Below are 20626 nucleotides of genomic sequence, written 5' to 3' on the forward strand. Positions count from 1 at the left end.
ACGTTATTTGTATTACAAATGAATTTGAATATAAACAACTCAAGCTAAGCACCATATTGTTATGAATTTTAAAAAGTTACTGTTTTTTGTAGCCTTATTTTGCTTTCAATTTACTTTTTCACAAAATTTTGATTACAGTATTTTAGCTATCCCTGATAGTTTAAAACAGAATGCCAATTCAGTCGTGCTAAACTCAAATACAAAGATTACGTTGGAATCTTCTAAAAAAATGATTGTTTCTCGAAAAAAAGTGGTTGCTGTACTCAATAAATTAGGGGATCGAAATTCCCAAATTGTAATACATTACGATTCTTCAAACGAGATAAAAAAAGTAAGAGCCTATGTTTACAATGCAATGGGCGTTGAGATAAAGGATATAAAAAAGCGTGATTTTACGGACAGAAGTGCTGCAGACGGCATTTCGTTATTTAATGATGGCAGGCTTATTTATTATAACTATGTACCTACTTCATATCCCTATACCATTTATTACGAGTACGAAGTAGAATCTTCTAACACTGCATTTATTCCAAGATGGTATCCTTATGCCTCATACCATCAAGGGGTGGTCAAAAGCAGTTATGAAATTACCTACCCAACTTACTTGAGCATCCAAAAAGCTGAAAAAAATTTTGAAAATTATACTATTGCCAAATCTACAAAGCCAAATACGCTCACTTACGAAATCAACAATTCTCCTGCCATTAAATATGAAGAATTATGCCCTTCATCATTAAAGATTATGCCTTGGTTAATTGTTGCCAGCAATAAATTTAGACTAGAAAATGTTGATGGTTCTGCTAATAATTGGACAGAATTTGGCAAATGGATGTACGACAACTTAATTGTAAGTCGAATGGCATTGCCAGAAAGCACTAAAACTAAAGTAAAACAAATGGTCGATGGCATTGAAGATCCAGTTGAAAAAGCCAGAATCATATATGATTACGTACAAGAGAAAACACGATATATAAGTGTACAGGTAGGTATTGGCGGTTGGATGCCAATGTTAGCAACAGATGTGGACAAATTAGGATATGGAGATTGTAAAGCTTTAACCAATTACACAAAATCATTATTAGATGAAGTTGGAGTTGAATCATATCATGTGCTACTTTATGGCGGCCCTATTAAAAGCTTAGAAAAAGATTTAGCTTCTCCTCAGGGGAATCATATGATTTTATATGTTCCTTCTGACAAAAGGGATAATTGGTTAGAATGTACAAGTCAAATAGATCCTTTTGGTTATCAAGGCACTTTTACTGATAATAGAGATGTACTTGTAATAACTCCAGAAGGTGGAAAATTAAAGCATACTGGTATTTATAAAACTGAAGATAGTTTTCAAAACACAAAGGCAAATTATAAAATCAATAATGAGGGTAACATAGAAGCACAAATTAAGATTCGTTCGGGTGGAATTCAGTATAGTGACCATTTCATAATAGAAAATAAGTCAAAAAGAGATATTGAAGCACATTACAAATCTGATTATTGGTCATATGTCAATAATATAAATTTAAAAAATTATGCCTTTACAAACAATAGAGACAGCATAATTTTTACCGAAAATATTGAACTCGGTGCTTCAAAATATGCTTCTTTTAGCGGCGACAGAATGTTGTTTACTATAAACGCTTTTAACAGAGCATTAGATGTACCCAAACGTTACCGCAACAGAAAACTGCCTTTTGAAATAGCACGTGGTTTTATTGATAAAGACGAATTCAAAATTTCATTACCTGCCGATTACAATATTGAAGCTCTACCTAACAACATTGATGTTAAAAATAAATTTGGGAGCTATACATTAAGCATAGAAAAAATTGACGAGAAAAACCTAAAATACACCCGCGTGTTCAAATTGAACGAGGGTCTTTATCCTGCCAAGGATTACAAAGCATATAGAGATTTTAGAAAAAAAATAGCAAAACAAGATAAAAACAAAATTGTACTTATAAAATCAACCCCGTAATATCCATATTCAGGAATTTGCAAAAAATAGAATTATGAAAAAATCAGTCATTGTCTCATTATTAATGCTATTAAGTTATCAAATAATAGCACAAGATGTGAAATTTGGAAAAGTATCTAAAGAAGAGTTAACAGAAAAAGTCTATCCACGAGATTCTTCTGCAAATGCTGCAATTTTGTATAAAAAAAGAAGGTCTTATTTTGAATATGATCAAGGTCGAGGTTTTAGACTCATGACAAATATACATGAACGTATTAAAATTTACAATAAGGAAGGCTATGATTGGGCAACGAAAAAAATATTATTATATCAAGGAGATGAACACGAAAGAGTTTCAATAAAAGCCAATACTTTTAATTTAGTAAATGGAAAAATAGAAAAAACAAAATTGAGCAAAAAAGATATTTTTGATGAGAATGTAAACAAATATTGGAAACGTGAAAAATTTACTATGCCCAACTTGACAGAGGGCAGTGTAGTTGAGTGGGAATATACTATTACTTCACCCTATTATACCCGTATTGAAGATATGGAATTACAGGCGTTTATACCTATAAAATATATAGAATCTAAAGTTGAAATGCCCGAATATTTTGTTTTTAAAAACGTAACCAAAGGCTTTTATCCAATCAATATAAACAGAACTAGTAAATCTTCAGCTATTACTTTTAACAACAAGCAAAGAAGTGGAGGTAGTGGTTTCTCAACCAACGAAACTAATTACAGCCAAAATAAATTAGATTATAAAACCAATATTATTGAATGTAAATTGCAAAATGTACCAGCTTTAAAAGAAGAGCCTTACGTAAATAACATAAATAATTACCTAACGGCTTTAAAGTTTGAATTGACCAGTATCAAATATCCTGATTCGCCAGTAAAATTTTATAATACTACTTGGGAAGATGTTACAAAAACTATTTACAAGAGCAGTAATTTTGGAGGTCAGTTAGATAAAAAATCACATTTTAAAGATGATTTAGATAGTCTAATTAATATGACCGCTCCCGATAATGAAAAAATTGCTAAAATTTTTCAATTTGTAAAACAAAAAATAAAATGGAACGATTACACTTCTATTTACACTAAAGATGGGGTGAGAAAAGCTTATAAGGAAGGTGTAGGCAATGTTGCAGAAATTAATCTAAATTTAGTTTCAATGTTACGTGCTGCTAATTTAAAGGCTAACCCTATACTAATCAGTACCCGTTCTCATGGTATTCCTCTTTTTCCAACGCAAGAAGGGTTTAATTATGTAATTGCAGGTGTAGAAGTGCCTAATGGTATTATTTTATTGGACGCTACCGAACCCTATAGCACACCCAATGTATTACCTCTACGGGATTTAAATTGGATGGGAAGAATTGTTAGAGAAAACGGGAGTTCAAATGAAGTAAACTTGTTCCCTTCAGTTCCTTCCAGAGAAACTGTTTTCATAATGGCTACAATTGATAGCGAAGGATTATTAGAAGGTACAGAACGATGCAGTTATGACAACTTATTGGCCTTAAATAAAAGGCTAAGGAATAATAATTTGGCCGAAAACGAATTGATTGGTAAATTAGAAAAAGACAATAATGATATTGAGATTGGTGATTTTAAACCAAAAAATAAAAATGATATTTATAAGCCAATATCATATCAATTTAGTTTTGAAAGTGATAACCAAGCTGAAATTATTGGTGATAAAATATATTTTTCACCATTACTTTTTCATACAGAAAAAGAGAACCCTTTCAAATTAGAAAGCAGACAATTCCCAGTCGATTTTGGTGTACCTTTTCAAGAAAAATATAATATCTCAATCACAATACCAGAAGAATATCAGGTAGAATCATCTCCTGAAAGCATTGCCTTTTCTCTTCCAGATAACATCGGTTCATATCAATTTATATGTAAAGTAACAGGTAATAAATTACAAGTATCATCATCATTAAATATGAATACACCAATATTAGGTTCACAAAGTTATGCCGATTTAAAAGAGTTTTACAAACAAATGGTAGATAAACAGTTGGAAAAAGTGGTGCTGTCTAAAATTTAACACCCACAATCTGTATTACAAGCTTTACTTTTTTTAGATTTAAAAAAGAACTTTTTTATCAAAAAAAATAAAGCTAAAGCAACTGCAATATATACTAATGTAGACTGTATCATTTTTTTAACTTAATACTGTAAAGGTAATAAAAGAGGCAATATAGGCCAAAGTAGTCATCCCAAAAAGCTGTAACAAAGGCCATTTCCAACTATTAGTCTCTTTTTTTACTATGGCCAAGGTAGCAGCACACTGCATGGCAAATGCATAAAAAACCAATAACGACATCCCAACAGGGAAATTGAAACGGTTACCTCCAGTTTCTGGATTAATTTCAGCTTGCATACGCTGTTTAATAGTATTATTCTCATCATCCTCAACACTATAAATAGTCGCCAAGGTACTTACAAATACTTCTCTAGCTGCAAACGAAGTCAACAAGGCAATCCCAATTTTCCAATCGTAACCCAAGGGTTTTATGACAGGTTCAATGGTCTTACCTGCAATACCAATATAAGAATTTTCTAATTTATAGGAAGCGATTGCTTGATCTAGTTCAGCTTGTGTTAATTGACTATTTTCTACGTTATTTGTTACCGTTTCTTCTGCATTTTTAAAATTTGTGGGCCCGTTTGATGCCAAAAACCATAATATGATAGAAATTGCCAAAATAATTTTTCCAGCTCCAAAAACAAAAGCTTTTGTTTTTTCAATAACTGTAAATACAACATTTTTTAATGATGGTACTTTATATGCTGGCATTTCTATTACAAAAAAGCTTTTACCTTTTACTTTTAGGGTTTTATTCAATAACCATCCAGAAACAACAGCAGCAGCAAAACCCAAAAGATATAAAGACATTAATGCTAAACCTTGTAAACTAAATATACCCAACACTCTTTGTTGGGGAATAATTAGAGCTATTAAAATGGCATAGACTGGTAAACGTGCGGAACAAGTTGTAAATGGTGTTACTAAAATGGTTACCAAGCGTTCCTTCCATCCTTCAATATTTCTAGCGGCCATAATGGCTGGTATTGCACAAGCTGTCCCTGAAATTAATGGCACTACACTTTTCCCGCTCATACCAAAACGACGCATAATTTTATCCATCAAAAAAACCACCCTACTCATATAACCAGTTTCTTCAAGTATGCCAATAAGTAAAAATAAAATAGCTATTTGCGGTATAAAAATCACTATACCACCAATACCGGGAATAATACCTTCAGCCAATAAATTTGTAAATACACCATCTGGCAATTGATTTTTAGTCCATTCACTTAAATTGGCAAAACCAGCATCAATTAAATCCATTGGTATAGTAGCCCAATCGAAAATAGATTGAAAAATAAGCAATAAAATAAATGCAAAGATTAAATAACCAAATACTTTGTGCGTAAGTACTTTATCAATTTTATGACGTAACCCTGTTGCCTTTTCGGCATCAGTTCTATAAGTTTTTTTAAGTATGTTATTAATATATTGATACCGCAGAATAGTTTCTTTATTCTGCATTTTGGTTAATTTTACGGGGTCAGCTTTAAAATTATCAATTCTTTCTTTTAGTTTTTTGGGAATTGAAGTAAGATTATGGCTCTGTGTAACTAAAAGCCAAGCCTTGTATAATGAGGTGTCATTAAATTTTTCTTTTAATGTTTTGAAAAATTCGGTGTCAATCCTATTGGCGATATCAGCAATTTTTAGCGTGTTGGCTTTATTATAATTTAATATTGCTTTTTTTACATTGTCAATACCTAAATTTTTTCTGGCACTAATTAAAATTACTTCTGATTTTAATTCCTCCTTTAACAATTCAATATCAATAGAAATTCCGTTTCTTTTCATTCTATCCGACATGTTTATCACTAGTATGGCTGGTATCTCCAAATCTTTAATTTGACTGAATAAAAATAAATTTCGTTTCAAATTCTCAACATCAGCAACAACAACAACTACATCTGGATAGTTTTTCTTATCAATACTTAAAAAAGTTTGTAAAACAATGTTTTCGTCTAAACTTGAAGGGTTTATACTATAAGTGCCAGGCAAATCAGTAATACTGGCCTTGGTTTCATTATTAAGTTTAACCGTACCTGTTTTCTTTTCTACAGTTACGCCAGGGTAATTACTTACTTTTTGATTTAAACCCGTTAACTGATTAAACAATAGTGATTTTCCAGTATTGGGATTTCCAACCAAAGCAACATTTATGACTTCACTATGTCGCATAAATTTTTAATTTTGGTAACTTTAATTAGTGAAGCCGTTTCTTTCCGTATTGCAAGATGGCTACCGTTTACCCTAATGTACAGAGGGTCTTTCAACGGGGCTATTTGTAATAATTCCACCTCTTTCCCAGGCAAACAACCCATTTCTAATAATTTTAAGGGCACACTATCATAAGGAATATCATCAATAATTCCTATTTCGCCAATAATAAGATCTGCTAAAGTAGAATACAATTTTTATTTAGATTGATTATAAATACTGTGCGAAAATACGTAAATTTTAATAAAAAAAAGTGATAAATATCATGAAAAGTAATTCAATTTAAAAGTCTCTATTTGTTCTCTTTTAACAATTGAATATCTTTAATAATCTGTTGGATATCTTCTTTATTTGTACCGTCATAAAATCCTCTTATTCGGCGATTCTTATCAACTAAAATAAATTGTTCAGTATGAATAAAATCTTGTTCTCCCCCATCTCCTTCATCCAAAACTGCAAAATAGGATTTTCTAGCTAAATCATAGATTTGCTTTTTATCACCAGTGACCAAATTCCATTTACCATCTATTACCCCTTTTTTTTCTGCATAAGCCTTTAAAATAGATACGCTGTCAATTATAGGTGTAACTGAATGAGATAAAAATTTGACCGTACTATCCTCTTTAAAATACGTCTGTAAGTCTGTCATATTTGTTGTCATTATAGGGCAAATGGTTTGGCATCTTGTAAAAAAGAAATCAGCTACATATATTTTATCACTATAATCTTGTTGGGTTATTATATCTCCATTTTGGTTAATAAGGTTAAAGTCAGAAATTTTATGATTGTACTTAATATGCTTTACAGAATCGTCGACTAACCTTGGATTAACATCTGCAGGGTTATATACTGGCAATCTCTTTTTAGGACTCAGTAAAAAATACCCAACAATAACCATTATCACAAATAAAATGCCCATTCTTAGCACTGTTGGGAGTGATTTTTTAAAAAAGGATAAGTCCATAAAATTATTTTTTATATATTTGAGGTTCGCTTTGCTCTCCCCAACCTTTGCAAAGTTATTACTTATGAAGAAAAAATTACCCCTAATTCTATTAATTTTTTCATGTTTATTATTCAGCCAAGAAAGTTTGAATATACATGATATTTATCTACAGGAATTAATTACGGTTTCTGAGGATGAGTTTGACACAAATTTAAACGCCGAAGATTTACAATGGCGAAAAACTACTATTGAAAAAGTTACTTCTGAAAATTACAGAGAGCCTAGTTTTTTAAAAACAGCATTGGTTTTACATATGCTCAAGTATAAATTGGGCGATGAACACTATAACAATAGCATTGATGCTTATCTATTAAAATTAAACGAGAGCAATTCAGCCGCATCAATTAAGGAGTTTCAAGCCTCAACTGAAAAACTTACTGGAGAAGATCTGTCAGATTTCTTTAACGATTGGACAACAGGTAAGGGTTTTCCTTCTTACGAAATTAGTTGGTTTCAAAATGAAAAAACTAACGAAGTAAATTTTGTGGTGACTCAACTACAATCTGATGCTTCTGTGGCATTTTTTGAAATGCCTGTGCCTATAAAAGTAAGTAATGGTGATGGCGATTCTCAAATAATACGGCTAGAGCTATCTGAAAACAAACAGAGTTTTACAGGCAAGTTACCTTTTAAAATCGATAACGTTGAAATTGACCCCGAACACCACTTGATAAGTAAAAACAATACAGTTAAAAATGGTGTAGATCAAGAAATATTGAGTACCAATATTTCTTTATATCCAAATCCCGCAAAGAATGCATTAAATATTCAAAATGCTAGTGATGCGGTTGTCGAAAAAGTCTCTATTTACAATATGTTAGGCAAGTTAGTGCTAGAAGAAAGCAACCCTTTATTAGCCATAAATTTAAGACCTCTATCCTTCGGAATCCATTTGGTAAAAATTGAAACCAATCAAGGTGTTTTACACAAAACCATACTGAAAGAACAATAATTTAACAAAGTTTTTACCAGACACATTTCTAAGTAATTGGATCTAAAACCTTACATTTGCAAACTGATTTTTAAAACGATTTTATAGCAGATGGAGATTTTTATTAAGGTTTCACAATTTATACTGAGTTTATCTATTTTAATAGTACTGCATGAACTTGGTCATTATATTCCCGCTAAAATATTCAAAACACGTGTAGAAAAATTCTATTTATTTTTTGATTATAAATTTTCACTTTTCAAAAAGAAAATTGGCGAAACGGTTTATGGTATTGGATGGATTCCTCTTGGCGGATATGTAAAGATATCCGGTATGATTGACGAAAGCATGGATACCGAACAAATGCAAGAAGAGCCCAAACCATGGGAGTTCCGCTCAAAACCAGCTTGGCAAAGGTTGATTATTATGTTAGGTGGTGTAACGGTAAATTTTTTGTTGGGGATATTCATATATATTCTAATGATGAATATATGGGGTGAACAGTATTTACCTAATGATAGTTTAAAAGACGGTATTTGGGTACAAAACGAATTAGGCGAAGAATTAGGCTTACAAACAGGTGATAAAGTACTAACCATCGACGGTGAAAAAGTAGCAAGATTTAATGATCTTTTTATTGGCTTTGTAAATGGCAATTCTTATACCATTGAAAGAGATGGTAAAGTAATTGAAAAAGAGATACCAGTTGATTTTATTTCTAAATTGGTTGATAGGGAAAGGGAAGAAGCAAATTTTTTGGCACCGAGAGTACCTTTTGTTATTGGTAAAGTAGTTGACACTTTACAGAATGCAAACAGCGGGTTAAAGCCTAAAGATTTAGTTGTTGCAATAAACAAAAAGCCTATCAAATATTATGATCAGGTTGGAAATGAGTTTTCTAAATATAATAATGAAAACGTAAATATTACCGTAAAGAGAGGTGATAAAACAGAAGACATTAGCGTAAAGGTTGATGATAATGGAAAAATAGGTGTATTAACTGGTGTTCCAATGAATGATTTAGAAAGACTCGGTTATTATAAATTTGAAACCAAAACCTATAACTTTGTCGAAGCAATTCCAGCAGGAATGAATAAAGCTTGGACAACTTTTTCTGGTTATTTAAAACAACTTAAAAAAATATTTAACCCAAGTACTGGAGCTTACAAAGGTTTAGGTGGGTTTATTTCTATTGGTAGTATTTTTCCACCAACCTGGGATTGGCAGACTTTTTTAAGCATTACAGCATTTTTATCTATAATGTTAGGTGTTATGAACCTATTACCCATTCCTGCTTTAGATGGTGGTCATGTAGTGTTCACATTGTACGAAATGATTTCAGGCAGAAAACCAAGTGATAAGTTTTTAGAATATGCTCAAATTGCTGGATTTATCTTTCTAATAGCATTGCTATTGTTTGCAAATGGTAATGACATATACAGGCATCTATTCAAGTAGTATTTACTGCATCTAAAAAATACAAAAAAAATGCCGCTCAAAATTTGAGTGGCATTTTTTTATCCTATGGAGACTCACTCCATTTATTCTTTCTTAGCATCTTGTTTTTCTGCCCATTCTTTAGCTCTTTTGGCTCGTTTTGCGGAACCTGGGTGAGATGAAGTTAATGAACCCTTGCCTCCATCTTCACTTAAATCAGCTAACTTTTGAAAAGCCCCTTGCATGGCATGATAGTTCATACCGTGTTTTACCATGAACTTAAAACCGTATTCATCAGAAGCAGACTCATGGCTTTGAGAAAACTGTGCGTTGGCAACATTTTCTACAAAATTACCAATTTCTTCATCTGCCAAAATTTTGCCGGCTCCTGTGTTGGCAACTGCTAAATCTTTTGCTGCTGAAATTGAATATGCGGATTGATATCGTTTTTTAGAATGGCCTAATTTTACGTGACCTATTTCATGCCCAATAACACTTAAAATCTCATCATCGGTCATTAAATCCATTAAACCGGCCATAACTCTAACACTTCCGTCAGGTGTCGCAAAAGCATTAACATCTATTACACGATACACTTTAAAATTTAATTCTAAACCATCTTCGTTCTCTAAGCCTTTTACCAATTTGGCCAACCTATCTGCATAAGGGTCTCCCGCCTCTGCTATAGGATTATTTTCATCCATCCATTTTACAGATTGTAATGATAATATTGCCATTTCTTCGTCAGAAAGTGTAGCCGCTTTAATCAATTTTTTACCTGCTTCTACATTTTTAGTCTTTTTCAATACTTTCCCAAATTGTGCATTAGCACTCATAATCGTAAGCACCAATAAAGTAATCATTAATTTTATTTTTTTAGTTTTTATGTTAAGTTGTTGAGATAATATAAACACATATTATCCTTAATAATTTTATACCAAATTTGATGATAAATCACATTGAAATCTAACCTATTAGTAGTAGAATTTCTACCCCTGAATTTTGGGGTTGAAGAAAATATTTATCCCAAAAAAACCTCAAAAGCTAGGCTCTGAGGTTTTATATTTTTAACTATTATTTTTTAGCTATTAATCTGCCAAAATAATTACGTTGTTATCTTTTAATTCAATAGTACCTGAAGTAATTGGATATACTAAAACTTTATCATCATCAGGATGTTTTGTTAACTTTCCAGTCAACTCGTCAAATTCTTTATGTTCCTGATTATGTGTATGAATTTTAATCTGTCCTTCAGTCAATAGAGAAACTATTGGGGCATGATTTTCAAGCATTTGAAATTCACCATTTATTCCCGGTACAGTAACCGAATCAACATCAGCATTAAATATAATTGCTTCTGGGCTAACTATTTCTAATTTCATTCTTTTGGTCTTTAGTCTAGGCTTCTGCTAGCATTTTCTCACCAGCTTCAATTGCTTCTTGAATTGATCCTTTTAAGTTAAAGGCTGATTCTGGTAAATGATCTAACTCACCATTCATAATCATATTAAATCCTTTAATAGTATCTTTAATATCAACTAATACACCTGGAATACCTGTAAATTGCTCTGCTACGTGGAAAGGTTGTGATAAGAAACGTTGAGCCCTACGTGCTCTGTGTACAACCAATTTATCCTCCTCGCTCAATTCTTCCATTCCTAAAATAGCGATGATATCTTGCAATTCTTTATAACGTTGCAATAACTCTTTTACATTTTGAGCACAATCATAATGCTCTTGACCTAAGGTTTCAACATTTAAAATTCTAGATGTAGAATCTAATGGATCAACCGCAGGGTAAATACCTAACTCAGCAATTTTACGAGATAATACTGTAGTTGCATCTAAGTGAGCAAAAGTTGTAGCTGGAGCTGGATCTGTTAAATCATCTGCAGGTACATAAACCGCTTGTACAGAAGTAATAGAACCTGTTTTAGTTGAAGTAATACGCTCTTGCATAGCTCCCATTTCGGTAGCTAAGGTGGGTTGATAACCTACCGCAGATGGCATACGACCTAATAAAGCCGAAACCTCAGAACCCGCTTGTGTAAAACGGAAAATATTATCTACAAAGAAAAGCACATCTTTACCTTGACCATCTCCTGCTCCATCACGGAAATACTCGGCAATGGTTAAACCAGATAAGGCAACACGAGCACGAGCTCCAGGAGGTTCGTTCATCTGACCAAAAACAAACGTTGCTTTTGATTCTTTCATTCCTTTTTTATCTACTTTAGATAAATCCCATCCGCCTTCTTCCATAGAGTGCATAAAATCATCACCATATCTTATAATACCAGACTCTAACATCTCACGAAGTAGATCATTCCCTTCTCTAGTTCTTTCTCCAACTCCTGCAAAAACTGAAAGACCACCATGACCTTTGGCAATATTATTAATCAGTTCTTGAATCAATACGGTTTTACCAACTCCTGCTCCACCAAATAATCCAATTTTTCCACCTTTGGCATAAGGTTCAATAAGGTCAATTACTTTGATTCCTGTAAATAAAACTTCCGTTGCAGTAGATAAATCTTCAAATTTTGGGGCCTCACGGTGAATTGATAAACCATCTTTTCCTTCTTTAGGTAAATCACCTAATCCGTCAATAGCATTTCCGGTTACATTAAACAATCGTCCATAAATATCATCGCCAATAGGCATTTGAATTGGGTTACCCGTTGCAATAACTTCATAACCTCTACTTAAACCATCCGTAGAATCCATTGCAATACAACGCACTGTGTCTTGTCCAACATGCTGTTCTACCTCTAAAACTAGTATAGAACCATCTTCTCTGTATATCTCTAAAGAGTCATGAATTCTAGGAAGGTCAGAATCGGTTGAGAATTCAACATCTATTACCGGACCAATAATTTGAGCAACTTTACCTGTAACTTTAGCCATTATATCTAATTATTTTGGTTTCAATTTTGTCTTAAATTGTTGTTCAGCTAAAAAGCAAGAAAAAACAATCTCGTTTTACGAGGTGCAAAGGTAAATTATTTATACTTATTGTAAAAGTGTTTTTTTAAGTATTTTTTGTTTCTTTTTTGAGGCCAAAAAATCATCTAAAAAACTTCAAAAAAAGAGACTGTCTAAAACAATTTCAGACAGCCTTCTAATAAAAAATTATGTTTTTTTACTATTGTAATGCAGGGCTATAATTAGTCGGATAATCTCCAGCCTTAGTCATGGCTCCTGCCTCTTCAAAATTTGAACCGTATTTAGCATCGATTGCTTTCATGAACTCATTAGCTAAAAATGCATACCCTCTAGCTGTTGGGTGCACACCATCTAAAGAAAATACACCTCCTGTAACTAGGTTTGCTGTAATGCTATAATCTCCATAAGACAATCCAGTATCTGCCAACTGGTTCATTAATGCATTAGCGTCAACAAAAGCCAAACCTGCTTGGCTTGCAGCATTACTAATTGTTGCGTTAAATGCATCCGTTGCTGTTTTAATTTCTGCTTGTTCGCTTGGTAACAACACCCACTTATCTCTTAATGGATATGTTATTCCATTTACTGCCAATTGACCAGCTGTTTCCATAGGAACTCCAGCAGTAACCAATTGTGTGTAATATTCAGTATTAACCGTAGCTATAACGCTTGAACTTGGCAATACTAATAAATCATCTGCTGTAGCCTGTCTTGATTGCCCAAATTGATTTGCATAAATACCAGCTGTAACTGGATCTAAACCCCCGGCTTGTAATACTGCAGCCAATTGAACCGATATATTTGGCAAAGACTCATCATGTATAAGCACAGCACTTGCAGCATCTGTTGCAAAAACAACTTTACGCTCTGGTACTTTTAAAAAATCAAATGCTCCATTCAATGCCGCAAAAGTCGCATTCAACGTAGGTATTTGAGGTCCAAAAGCTGGATTTGTGGGGTCTAATGGATTATAAGGAACAGTTGTAAAATGAGGTATAGAGGTTACATCAGGAATGTTAGCTACAACACCGCCAGCACCACCTGAAGAAAGTGAAGTAACTAAAGTACTTATAGCAAAATCAAACGTTCCTTGATCCGTAATCGGGTTTGAACCATCACCTCCAGTTGTAGCATAACCTAAAACGTCATTATTCCCAATCCATAGTGAAAAGAAAGTAGGGTTTTGAGCCATAGCATCTTCTAGCACACTTGCATTAGGACTAGAAGCCATTCTTACAAAATATGGATTTGCCATGTTTGGCAATCCTTGAATGTTACCATAACCATTGGCCAATAAATGAAAACTTTTTGCACCAGGCACACCCATATTATTATAAGGACCAGCCACTACAGCAGAGACTTCAGTTGTGGGTGCAGCCGGTAAAACTGCCGGACCAGCACCGTTAAAGAAAAGTCTAGGGCTTGCAATTGGATTACCACCTAATAACAAACCACCAATATTATCATTTGTTAAAGGTTGTGAGAAATTACCTCCACCTGCCATTGCAAATTTTTGTGCTAAAATATTAGATAAAGAATTTTCTTGACCTATCTTAAATAAAGCTGCATCAGTATAACCAGCGGTTAAAGAGTTACCAACTGCAACAAAAGTTGAAAAATTTGCCGAACCAGCTGTTAGGTTAGGCAGTACAACTTCTTCAGGAGTTTCAACATTATTGTCCGCTAAAACATCGTCAATATCGTTACAAGCTGTAAATCCGAAAAGGATTAGTAACAACCATATATATTTAGTATTCATAAAATTATGTTTTATTATTTGTTAGTTATTTATTGTCCAAGATAGATAGTATTGGGAACCTATAAATCCAGTACCGTATGCCGTAAAGTATTCATCACCCAATAGGTTTGTTCCGCCCAATTTAAAAGTAGATTTCATACTTGGTACTCTGAAGTTAATCTGTGCATCCAATGTATGGAATTCTGGAACTACCCCATTTCCAAAAGTGGCTTCCCAGTAATAATCATCACTAAATCTATATGCTACATTAAATCCAACGTTTTTAAACAGTTCATTATTCCCAAAAGTGGCTTTGAATTTATGCTCAGGAGTATTAAAGTTAGTAGTAAAGTCTGGGTATTTATCTTTATCAAAATCTAATTTCGCGTAGGTATAACTACCTCCTAATTCAAAATTACCAAATATTTTAGCTGTTAACCCAATAGAACCTCCATAAGAACTAACAGGTGCTTTTGAATTCGTATAAGTACTATATGCTTGAAAATCATCATTTGCTATAGCAGCAACTGACAATGTGTTATCACCAACAGTACCGTAGTATGGTGATATTACTACTTCTTGAGAAATGAAATCTTTGTACTCGTTATAATAAGCACTTAAATCAACAGTTACTCTACTAATTTTAGCTCTATATCCTATTTCAGCAGAAGTTACTTGCTCTGGCTTTACTAAGGATGGGTTTGCAACTTCTAACACCGCTGGATTTCCTGTAGCTGCTAACGCTTGTACAGAAGATGCTGTAAACGAATTATTATAAGCAACCGCCCCAGTTTGTGTAATTGTTGCAGGTACTCCTAATGCTTGACCTCCACCACTTACAGTAAAATCTCTAGAATACCTATCTAAATTTGCAGGAGCCGCACCAACTAAAATCGCTCTACCGGCATCTAAACCAATAAACAAATCCTGAGTCGTTGGGTTTCTAAATCCTGTTTGAACAGAAGCTCTAATATTATGATTTCTATTTACAGTTAAACCAAGAGATAATCTAGGAGAAACGAAGCCATCAAAAAATTCTGACTTATCATAACGGGCAGAGCCTGTTATTTTTAACTCTGAACTTTCACCCAATTCAAAACCTTTCTGAATTTGAGTATAAACACCATATTCAGAATAATCGATTGGCCCATCGGCATCAGTATAAATAGTTCCAGAAGAGTTTAAACTATACTTTCTGTATGAGCCACCAACTTGAATATCTGCAAAATCTATTAAATGGCTAAAGTTATAATTGGCATCTGAATGATAATATTTAGAAGCATCTTGAAATTTAGAACCCGTAGATAAATTAGGGTCAGCTATACTTCTATTAAATGCAGCTTTAAACTCTGGAGATCCTGGTGCATAACGACCCGATTCCGCTTGAGCCCTTGCTGCCGCATGTGCCTGATCTTCTGTGGCTCCGCCCAATGTTGCTTGCACAAACGTACCCGCGTATTCACCAAACCAAGTGTTGTCATCTTTCCAAGCTCTATTAATATTTATACCTGTAAAGACCATATCATAAGAATCACCTGCTCTATCAGCAACTACATAACCTCTTAAAAAGAAATTATCATTTCTAATTTCTAATTTATGCTGCTCTTGAAAAAAGTCATCAATATTGTATCGATTAGTTCCTTGGTAAATTGTGGAACCTGTTCCTACTTTACCAACATACGAAAGTTCTAAACTATTACCTTCTATTGGTCTATAATAAAGACCCCAATCTGCTTTCACACTTTCGGCATTATAATCGGTTAAGTCACTTTCTTTATATCCTGTTCTACTCACAACAACAGATGGCACTAAAGCATTTGCTCCGGCTGGCAAAACGCCTAAGCTCTCTAACGTTTTAGCAACACCATTTATATTTGTTGAAACCTCATCACCGTATATATTAAGGCCATCATAATTCAAATCAGCCCTAGTACCGCCAACAGTAGTTTTATCTACATCGCTCGCAGCTGCCCAATCTGTTCCTTTTAAGTAACCAAAATTAATTTTTGCTGCAAACTTTTCACTAAATTTATAGGCTGCCCTAATACCAAAATCATTATAAGCGTTATCACCAGCAGCTTCTTGAGAAGTTATACCTGTTTTCATAGATACGCTAATACCTTGATGATCAAATGGGTTTTTACTACGCATAAATAGAATTCCGTTAAAGGCATTTGCTCCATACAATGCTGAAGAAGCACCTGGCAGTAATTCAACGCTCGCTACGTCTGTTTCAACCATACCTACTAAATTTCCAATCGGGAAATTTAACGCAGGAGTTGAATTGTCCATACCATCCACCAATTGCATAAATCTATTATTAGCAAAAGTGGCAAAACCCCTTGTATTAACCGATTTAAAGGTTAAACTATTGGTGTTTACATCTACACCCTTTAAGTTTTCTAAACCTTCATAAAAATCGGCAGATGCTGTTGTTTTAATATCTCTTACACCCATTCTTTCTACGGTTACAGGTGATTCAAAAATTCTTTCAGGAGTACGAGAAGCTGAGATTACCACCTCATCTAACTCATTTCCTTCTACAAGCGTAAAATCTAATGTTTGTGGATTGCTGGTTACTTCTGAAGTAACCGATTGTAATCCTAAAAAACTTGCCTGAATTGAAAAAGGAGGTTCCTGATCTACGGTCAACTTGTAAAGACCGTCAAAATCCGAAGACGTACCAATGGTAGTACCGACCACAATAATATTAGCCCCTGGTATTGGTTCTCCATTTGAATCCATCACTTTTCCTGAGACAATGGTTTGTGCACTAACTGTAAAAACTAGAAAAAAAGTAAATACAAATGCTAGATATTTAATCATAATAAAATTCAATTTGAGTTAATATTTTCGCAAAGTACAATTTTTTTGAGATAAATATACAATGCATGCATAATAAATTTTTGAGAAAATTTTACTCGTTATTAGTATAGAATAACTTTTTTCATGCCAAATGCTTTTCCTTTAGTCACCTTCAGAAAATAAACTCCTTTTGCCAAAGAATGTAAATTTATCGACTTATTAAAGTAGGAATCTATTGTAGGGTAAGTAGAACTATAGACCTCTCTACCACTAATATCGTACAGTTTAACATTCACATCTTCAGCATTAAATGCATCTAATTTTAAATTAATTTTTCCATCAGATGGGTTAGGATAAACCTTAAAGTTATTGAAACCATAATCATCTACACTAACCGTTTGATTAGTTTGACACAGCTCTATTGACCAATTATTTATTGTACCAACATCTCCGTGAGAATTATCGACAACTTTTAGTTGCCAGTTACCTAAAGATGAAAGGCTATTAAATGTAGACAATAAATCTTGTGATTTAGTATTGCCCGAAATAGCGGGGATAGCATTATTACAAATTACTGAACTGGCTTCATCATCAAAGGTAGCATTGATGTTTCGTCTTTGTTGTCCTGAAGATCCACACGTTCTATCATAAATTAATATTTCCGTTCCGTTGGGAGCTTTTAAATAAATTTGTAAATCCCACAACCAAGAATGCGTAATATCTAACGATATATTTACATCAGAGACTAAAAAATTACTCGGCACATTAATGGTTGAAACCACACCTGCTGTATTTGCATCAGGAATTGATTTGGGTACATCTGTAGATTGATACGTTGTACAAGTAGTTTGAAAATTACCAATGGATATATTTTCGCTATTTATAGCAAAGAAAATATTTGACACAGCTTGTACCATAATCCTAACGTTTGCTGAGGGCGTATTTGGCACAATAATACTTTCAATACCATCATTTGGTGTGTTTGAGACAAGGACAGTAGGAAAAGTTAACCCACCATCTAATGACAATAAGATGTTGACATTATTTTCATTAATTCCATTTGCGGTAGTACCAGCAACATCCCAAGTAATAACTTTACTATCATTTTCTACCCAAGTAATTCCAGTACTATTTTGAGAAGTAACTACAAAAGGACCTGCGGCATCGTTTACTGTTATGGTAGCATTATCTACAATAGCTTGTCCTTCGCCCACAACATTATCCCTAACGGTTAAAGCAAAGTCCATAGTTCTAGAAACACTAGGTAGTACTTCCCATGTTGAAGACCCGCCCAGAGCCAATGATTGCATGTTAGGAAAATATCTATTTGCTTCTAAAGTTGGGGTAAAAGAACGAAAAATTGCTCCTTGTGTCTGGGTTGATGAAGGAGGTATTTGAATACCATTAACTTCATTATCTATTTGTTCCCAGCAATAGGTTAAAACATCTCCATCTGCATCTGACCCTAGACCTTTTAAAACAAAAGGTGTTGATTTAGGTATTGTAAAATTGCTACCCGCGTTGGCAGTAGGTTGATGTAAATTAAATGTAAAATTTGAAACTGTGGCACATTGAGATGCTCCATTGGTTATATTATCAAATATTTCTGAAATACTAATAGTACTAAAATAACTATCACTATTACTCTGTATATTTTGTTGAGGACCGCATATTCCAGCATAGCTCATTAAGGTAGATCCACTACCTGGCTCAACAGCCGTAGTATTATTTCTATTGCCATTACCGCAATTACCTGCAGTACCGTTAAAGGTATGGTTTGCTCCAAATTGGTGCCCCATTTCATGGGCAACATAATCAACATCAAAACTATCGCCAACAGGTAGGCTGGATCCAGTTACACCTTTGGCTTTATTGCTACCACAAACCGAAGCTCTGTTGGCAACTCCTCCTCCGCCTGTACTAAAAACATGTCCAATATCATAATTGGCAGTACCAATAACATTGTCAATATTATTTTGATTCTGAATTAACATAGCAGAACCATTATTATTGGTATAAGGATCAACCCCTGAATCGGTTTCCAAATAAATAATCTGGTCGTTATTAGCCACTAATTGCATGGTTAAGGCTACATCACGCTCAAAAATTGGGTTTACACGACTCATTGTAACCGTTATGGCTGACAGTACTGCGTTAATGGAGTCGGTACGCGTACTACCAGCACCTACTCCTGCGGCATCAACGTGAAAAGTTGAATACTCTTCGGTAGTAGCAATGGCCAATCTAAATGTTCTCAATTTTAAATCGTTTGAAGCACTTTTTAAAAAGCTGTTTTTGGTCTTTGTTATTTCCTCTTCTACCGCCGAGCATATAAAACCCTTATTTGTAACAGCATCTTTCTTATAATAAACACTATACTTTTTTCTATTTTTTGTGTAGGGATCAATAAACATCGTTCCTTTTTCTGGAGATACTATCATTGCGTGCAATCCCAATTTAGTTGTAGTAAAATGAACACTTAGTGATTTATCATTAATTCCTCTGCCATAATAAGACTTTATAGATGGGAATTTTTTAGCCAATTCAGAATGTAATAAGGGTTTTTCATGAACCTTAAACTTTAAAAAATTTCCATCAACATCAGGAAATTCAATAATTTTTGAAGTTTTATTTGATTTAGAATTGAACTGAAGTTTGTTTTTCAACTGATTAATATTCAAAGTAAAAAGTTGGTGCTTTTTTATTTCAGTCTTAGTCTCAAGCAACTGCTCCGTATTATCTATAGCATTAACTTTTGACCATAGTTTTTTTTCTTGAGCGAATCCATTGGCACAAACCAAGAGTATCCCTATGGTTGAAATAAAATAAGCGTAAAGTTTCTGGTTCATACCTAATAGAATGCTATAACAAATATAATAGAAGTTTTTAAAGGAGTTTTAATATCTTTACCAAAATTGATTTTATGAGATTAATTCTCTTTAGTATTCTTATTTTTTCCTTGTTGAATTGCAAAGGCAAAAAAAGCACAACTAATTTTAACAAATTATCTGAAAATCAAATATTTAATTTAGATAAATGTGCTGTTGACACGCAATGTTCCATTGAAATAATTCCTAATGCTGAGTTAGCTGTAAAAGAAGGTGAACAACAAGATTATAACATTAATCTAGAAGATGGAGATAAAATTGTTGTTAAATACATGTTTAAAAGAAATGAATTGCCAAATACAGCTGACAGCAATTATAGCGAGTTACTTTATTTTGAAATTGATAAAAATGAAGAACAATTGTCTCTAGTTAACGAAGATTTACAAAATGTAAAAATGACTTATGGTAGATTTTGCTACTGTAAAGATGGGACTTCAGGTTATTTTAAAGTAACACAAGGTAACTTAAAGTTGATTAAGAGCAACAATGAGTTAAGTATTGACTTGAATTTTAACGTAGGTAAAATTCCACAATTACTGACTACGATTAAGGAAACAGTAAAACTTAAATAGTCTCAAAATTTGACTATTTTTG

14 protein-coding genes are annotated in these 20626 nt (G+C 33.4%); 5 read left to right on the top strand and 9 right to left on the bottom strand.

The features are described from left to right. The first annotated feature begins 61 nt into the window (after positions 1-61). Together U5A88_RS11680 and U5A88_RS11685 are read left to right on the top strand one after the other, a co-directional pair. Positions 62-1975 carry a DUF3857 domain-containing protein gene (locus U5A88_RS11680; protein WP_354206634.1) on the top strand — a complete coding sequence of 638 codons (1914 nt, stop codon included), beginning with the start codon at positions 62-64 and terminating at the stop codon, positions 1973-1975. Positions 1976-2009: 34 nt separating this feature from the next. Then, positions 2010-4019, top strand: coding sequence for a DUF3857 domain-containing protein (locus tag U5A88_RS11685; protein WP_354206635.1), 2010 nt, complete (start codon positions 2010-2012; stop codon positions 4017-4019). Between the two features lie 117 nt (positions 4020-4136). Here the strand turns inward: U5A88_RS11685 and feoB are convergent, their stop codons facing one another. The 3 genes from feoB to U5A88_RS11700 form a co-directional block, all read right to left on the bottom strand. Next, positions 4137-6242: a ferrous iron transport protein B gene (gene feoB / locus U5A88_RS11690; protein WP_354206637.1), complete on the bottom strand. Its 2106-nt coding sequence runs from the start codon at positions 6240-6242 to the stop codon at positions 4137-4139. After that, positions 6221-6475 (bottom strand): FeoA family protein, encoded by a 255-nt coding sequence (locus U5A88_RS11695; RefSeq protein ID WP_354206639.1) that lies wholly within the window; start codon positions 6473-6475, stop codon positions 6221-6223. The genes feoB and U5A88_RS11695 overlap by 22 nt, the downstream gene beginning before the upstream one ends. A 98-nt stretch (positions 6476-6573) precedes the next feature. Then, positions 6574-7245 carry an SCO family protein gene (locus U5A88_RS11700; RefSeq protein ID WP_354206641.1) on the bottom strand — a complete coding sequence of 224 codons (672 nt, stop codon included), beginning with the start codon at positions 7243-7245 and terminating at the stop codon, positions 6574-6576. 64 nt (positions 7246-7309) lie between these two features. Here U5A88_RS11700 and U5A88_RS11705 point away from each other — a divergent pair, with 64 nt between their 5' ends. Together U5A88_RS11705 and rseP are read left to right on the top strand one after the other, a co-directional pair. Continuing rightward, positions 7310-8239 (top strand): T9SS type A sorting domain-containing protein, encoded by a 930-nt coding sequence (locus U5A88_RS11705; RefSeq protein WP_354206643.1) that lies wholly within the window; start codon positions 7310-7312, stop codon positions 8237-8239. Positions 8240-8329: 90 nt separating this feature from the next. Next, entirely contained in the window at positions 8330-9676 is a 1347-nt protein-coding gene (gene rseP / locus U5A88_RS11710) for an RIP metalloprotease RseP (RefSeq protein WP_354206645.1), read from the top strand. An 83-nt stretch (positions 9677-9759) separates the two neighbouring features. Here the strand turns inward: rseP and U5A88_RS11715 are convergent, their stop codons facing one another. The 6 genes from U5A88_RS11715 to U5A88_RS11740 all read right to left on the bottom strand — a co-directional run bounded on the left by U5A88_RS11715 (position 9760) and on the right by U5A88_RS11740 (position 19993). Further along, positions 9760-10518, bottom strand: a complete 759-nt coding sequence (locus U5A88_RS11715; RefSeq protein ID WP_354206647.1) for a M48 family metallopeptidase — start codon at positions 10516-10518, stop codon at positions 9760-9762. A 225-nt stretch (positions 10519-10743) separates the two neighbouring features. Continuing rightward, positions 10744-11037, bottom strand: a complete 294-nt coding sequence (locus tag U5A88_RS11720; RefSeq protein ID WP_354206649.1) for a F0F1 ATP synthase subunit epsilon — start codon at positions 11035-11037, stop codon at positions 10744-10746. A gap of 16 nt (positions 11038-11053) precedes the next feature. Further along, positions 11054-12562, bottom strand: a complete 1509-nt coding sequence (atpD, locus tag U5A88_RS11725) for a F0F1 ATP synthase subunit beta (protein WP_354206651.1) — start codon at positions 12560-12562, stop codon at positions 11054-11056. A 238-nt stretch (positions 12563-12800) separates the two neighbouring features. Continuing rightward, on the bottom strand, positions 12801-14360 hold the full coding sequence (locus U5A88_RS11730) for a G-D-S-L family lipolytic protein (RefSeq protein ID WP_354206653.1): 1560 nt from the start codon (positions 14358-14360) through the stop codon (positions 12801-12803). 21 nt (positions 14361-14381) lie between these two features. Beyond that, positions 14382-17165: a TonB-dependent receptor gene (locus U5A88_RS11735; protein ID WP_354206655.1), complete on the bottom strand. Its 2784-nt coding sequence runs from the start codon at positions 17163-17165 to the stop codon at positions 14382-14384. A 101-nt stretch (positions 17166-17266) separates the two neighbouring features. Beyond that, on the bottom strand, positions 17267-19993 hold the full coding sequence (locus tag U5A88_RS11740; protein WP_354206657.1) for a T9SS type A sorting domain-containing protein: 2727 nt from the start codon (positions 19991-19993) through the stop codon (positions 17267-17269). Positions 19994-20067: 74 nt separating this feature from the next. Between U5A88_RS11740 and U5A88_RS11745 the strand changes: the two genes are divergently transcribed. After that, positions 20068-20604: a hypothetical protein gene (locus tag U5A88_RS11745; RefSeq protein WP_354206659.1), complete on the top strand. Its 537-nt coding sequence runs from the start codon at positions 20068-20070 to the stop codon at positions 20602-20604. The last annotated feature ends 22 nt before the right edge of the window (positions 20605-20626 follow it).

It is taken from the genome of Aureibaculum sp. 2308TA14-22 (assembly GCF_040538665.1).
Taxonomy (GTDB): Bacteria; Bacteroidota; Bacteroidia; order Flavobacteriales; family Flavobacteriaceae; genus Aureibaculum.

Excerpts from the sequence above, each read along its gene's own strand:
- U5A88_RS11680 (WP_354206634.1), top strand. The coding sequence starts at position 62 with ATGAATTTTAAAAAGTTACTGTTTTTTGTAGCCTTATTTTGCTTTCAA.
- U5A88_RS11685 (WP_354206635.1), top strand. The coding sequence starts at position 2,010 with ATGAAAAAATCAGTCATTGTCTCATTATTAATGCTATTAAGTTATCAA.
- feoB (WP_354206637.1), bottom strand. The coding sequence starts at position 6,242 with ATGCGACATAGTGAAGTCATAAATGTTGCTTTGGTTGGAAATCCCAAT.
- U5A88_RS11700 (WP_354206641.1), bottom strand. The coding sequence starts at position 7,245 with ATGGACTTATCCTTTTTTAAAAAATCACTCCCAACAGTGCTAAGAATG.
- U5A88_RS11705 (WP_354206643.1), top strand. The coding sequence starts at position 7,310 with ATGAAGAAAAAATTACCCCTAATTCTATTAATTTTTTCATGTTTATTA.
- rseP (WP_354206645.1), top strand. The coding sequence starts at position 8,330 with ATGGAGATTTTTATTAAGGTTTCACAATTTATACTGAGTTTATCTATT.
- U5A88_RS11715 (WP_354206647.1), bottom strand. The coding sequence starts at position 10,518 with ATGATTACTTTATTGGTGCTTACGATTATGAGTGCTAATGCACAATTT.
- U5A88_RS11720 (WP_354206649.1), bottom strand. The coding sequence starts at position 11,037 with ATGAAATTAGAAATAGTTAGCCCAGAAGCAATTATATTTAATGCTGAT.
- atpD (WP_354206651.1), bottom strand. The coding sequence starts at position 12,562 with ATGGCTAAAGTTACAGGTAAAGTTGCTCAAATTATTGGTCCGGTAATA.
- U5A88_RS11730 (WP_354206653.1), bottom strand. The coding sequence starts at position 14,360 with ATGAATACTAAATATATATGGTTGTTACTAATCCTTTTCGGATTTACA.
- U5A88_RS11735 (WP_354206655.1), bottom strand. The coding sequence starts at position 17,165 with ATGATTAAATATCTAGCATTTGTATTTACTTTTTTTCTAGTTTTTACA.
- U5A88_RS11740 (WP_354206657.1), bottom strand. The coding sequence starts at position 19,993 with ATGAACCAGAAACTTTACGCTTATTTTATTTCAACCATAGGGATACTC.
- U5A88_RS11745 (WP_354206659.1), top strand. The coding sequence starts at position 20,068 with ATGAGATTAATTCTCTTTAGTATTCTTATTTTTTCCTTGTTGAATTGC.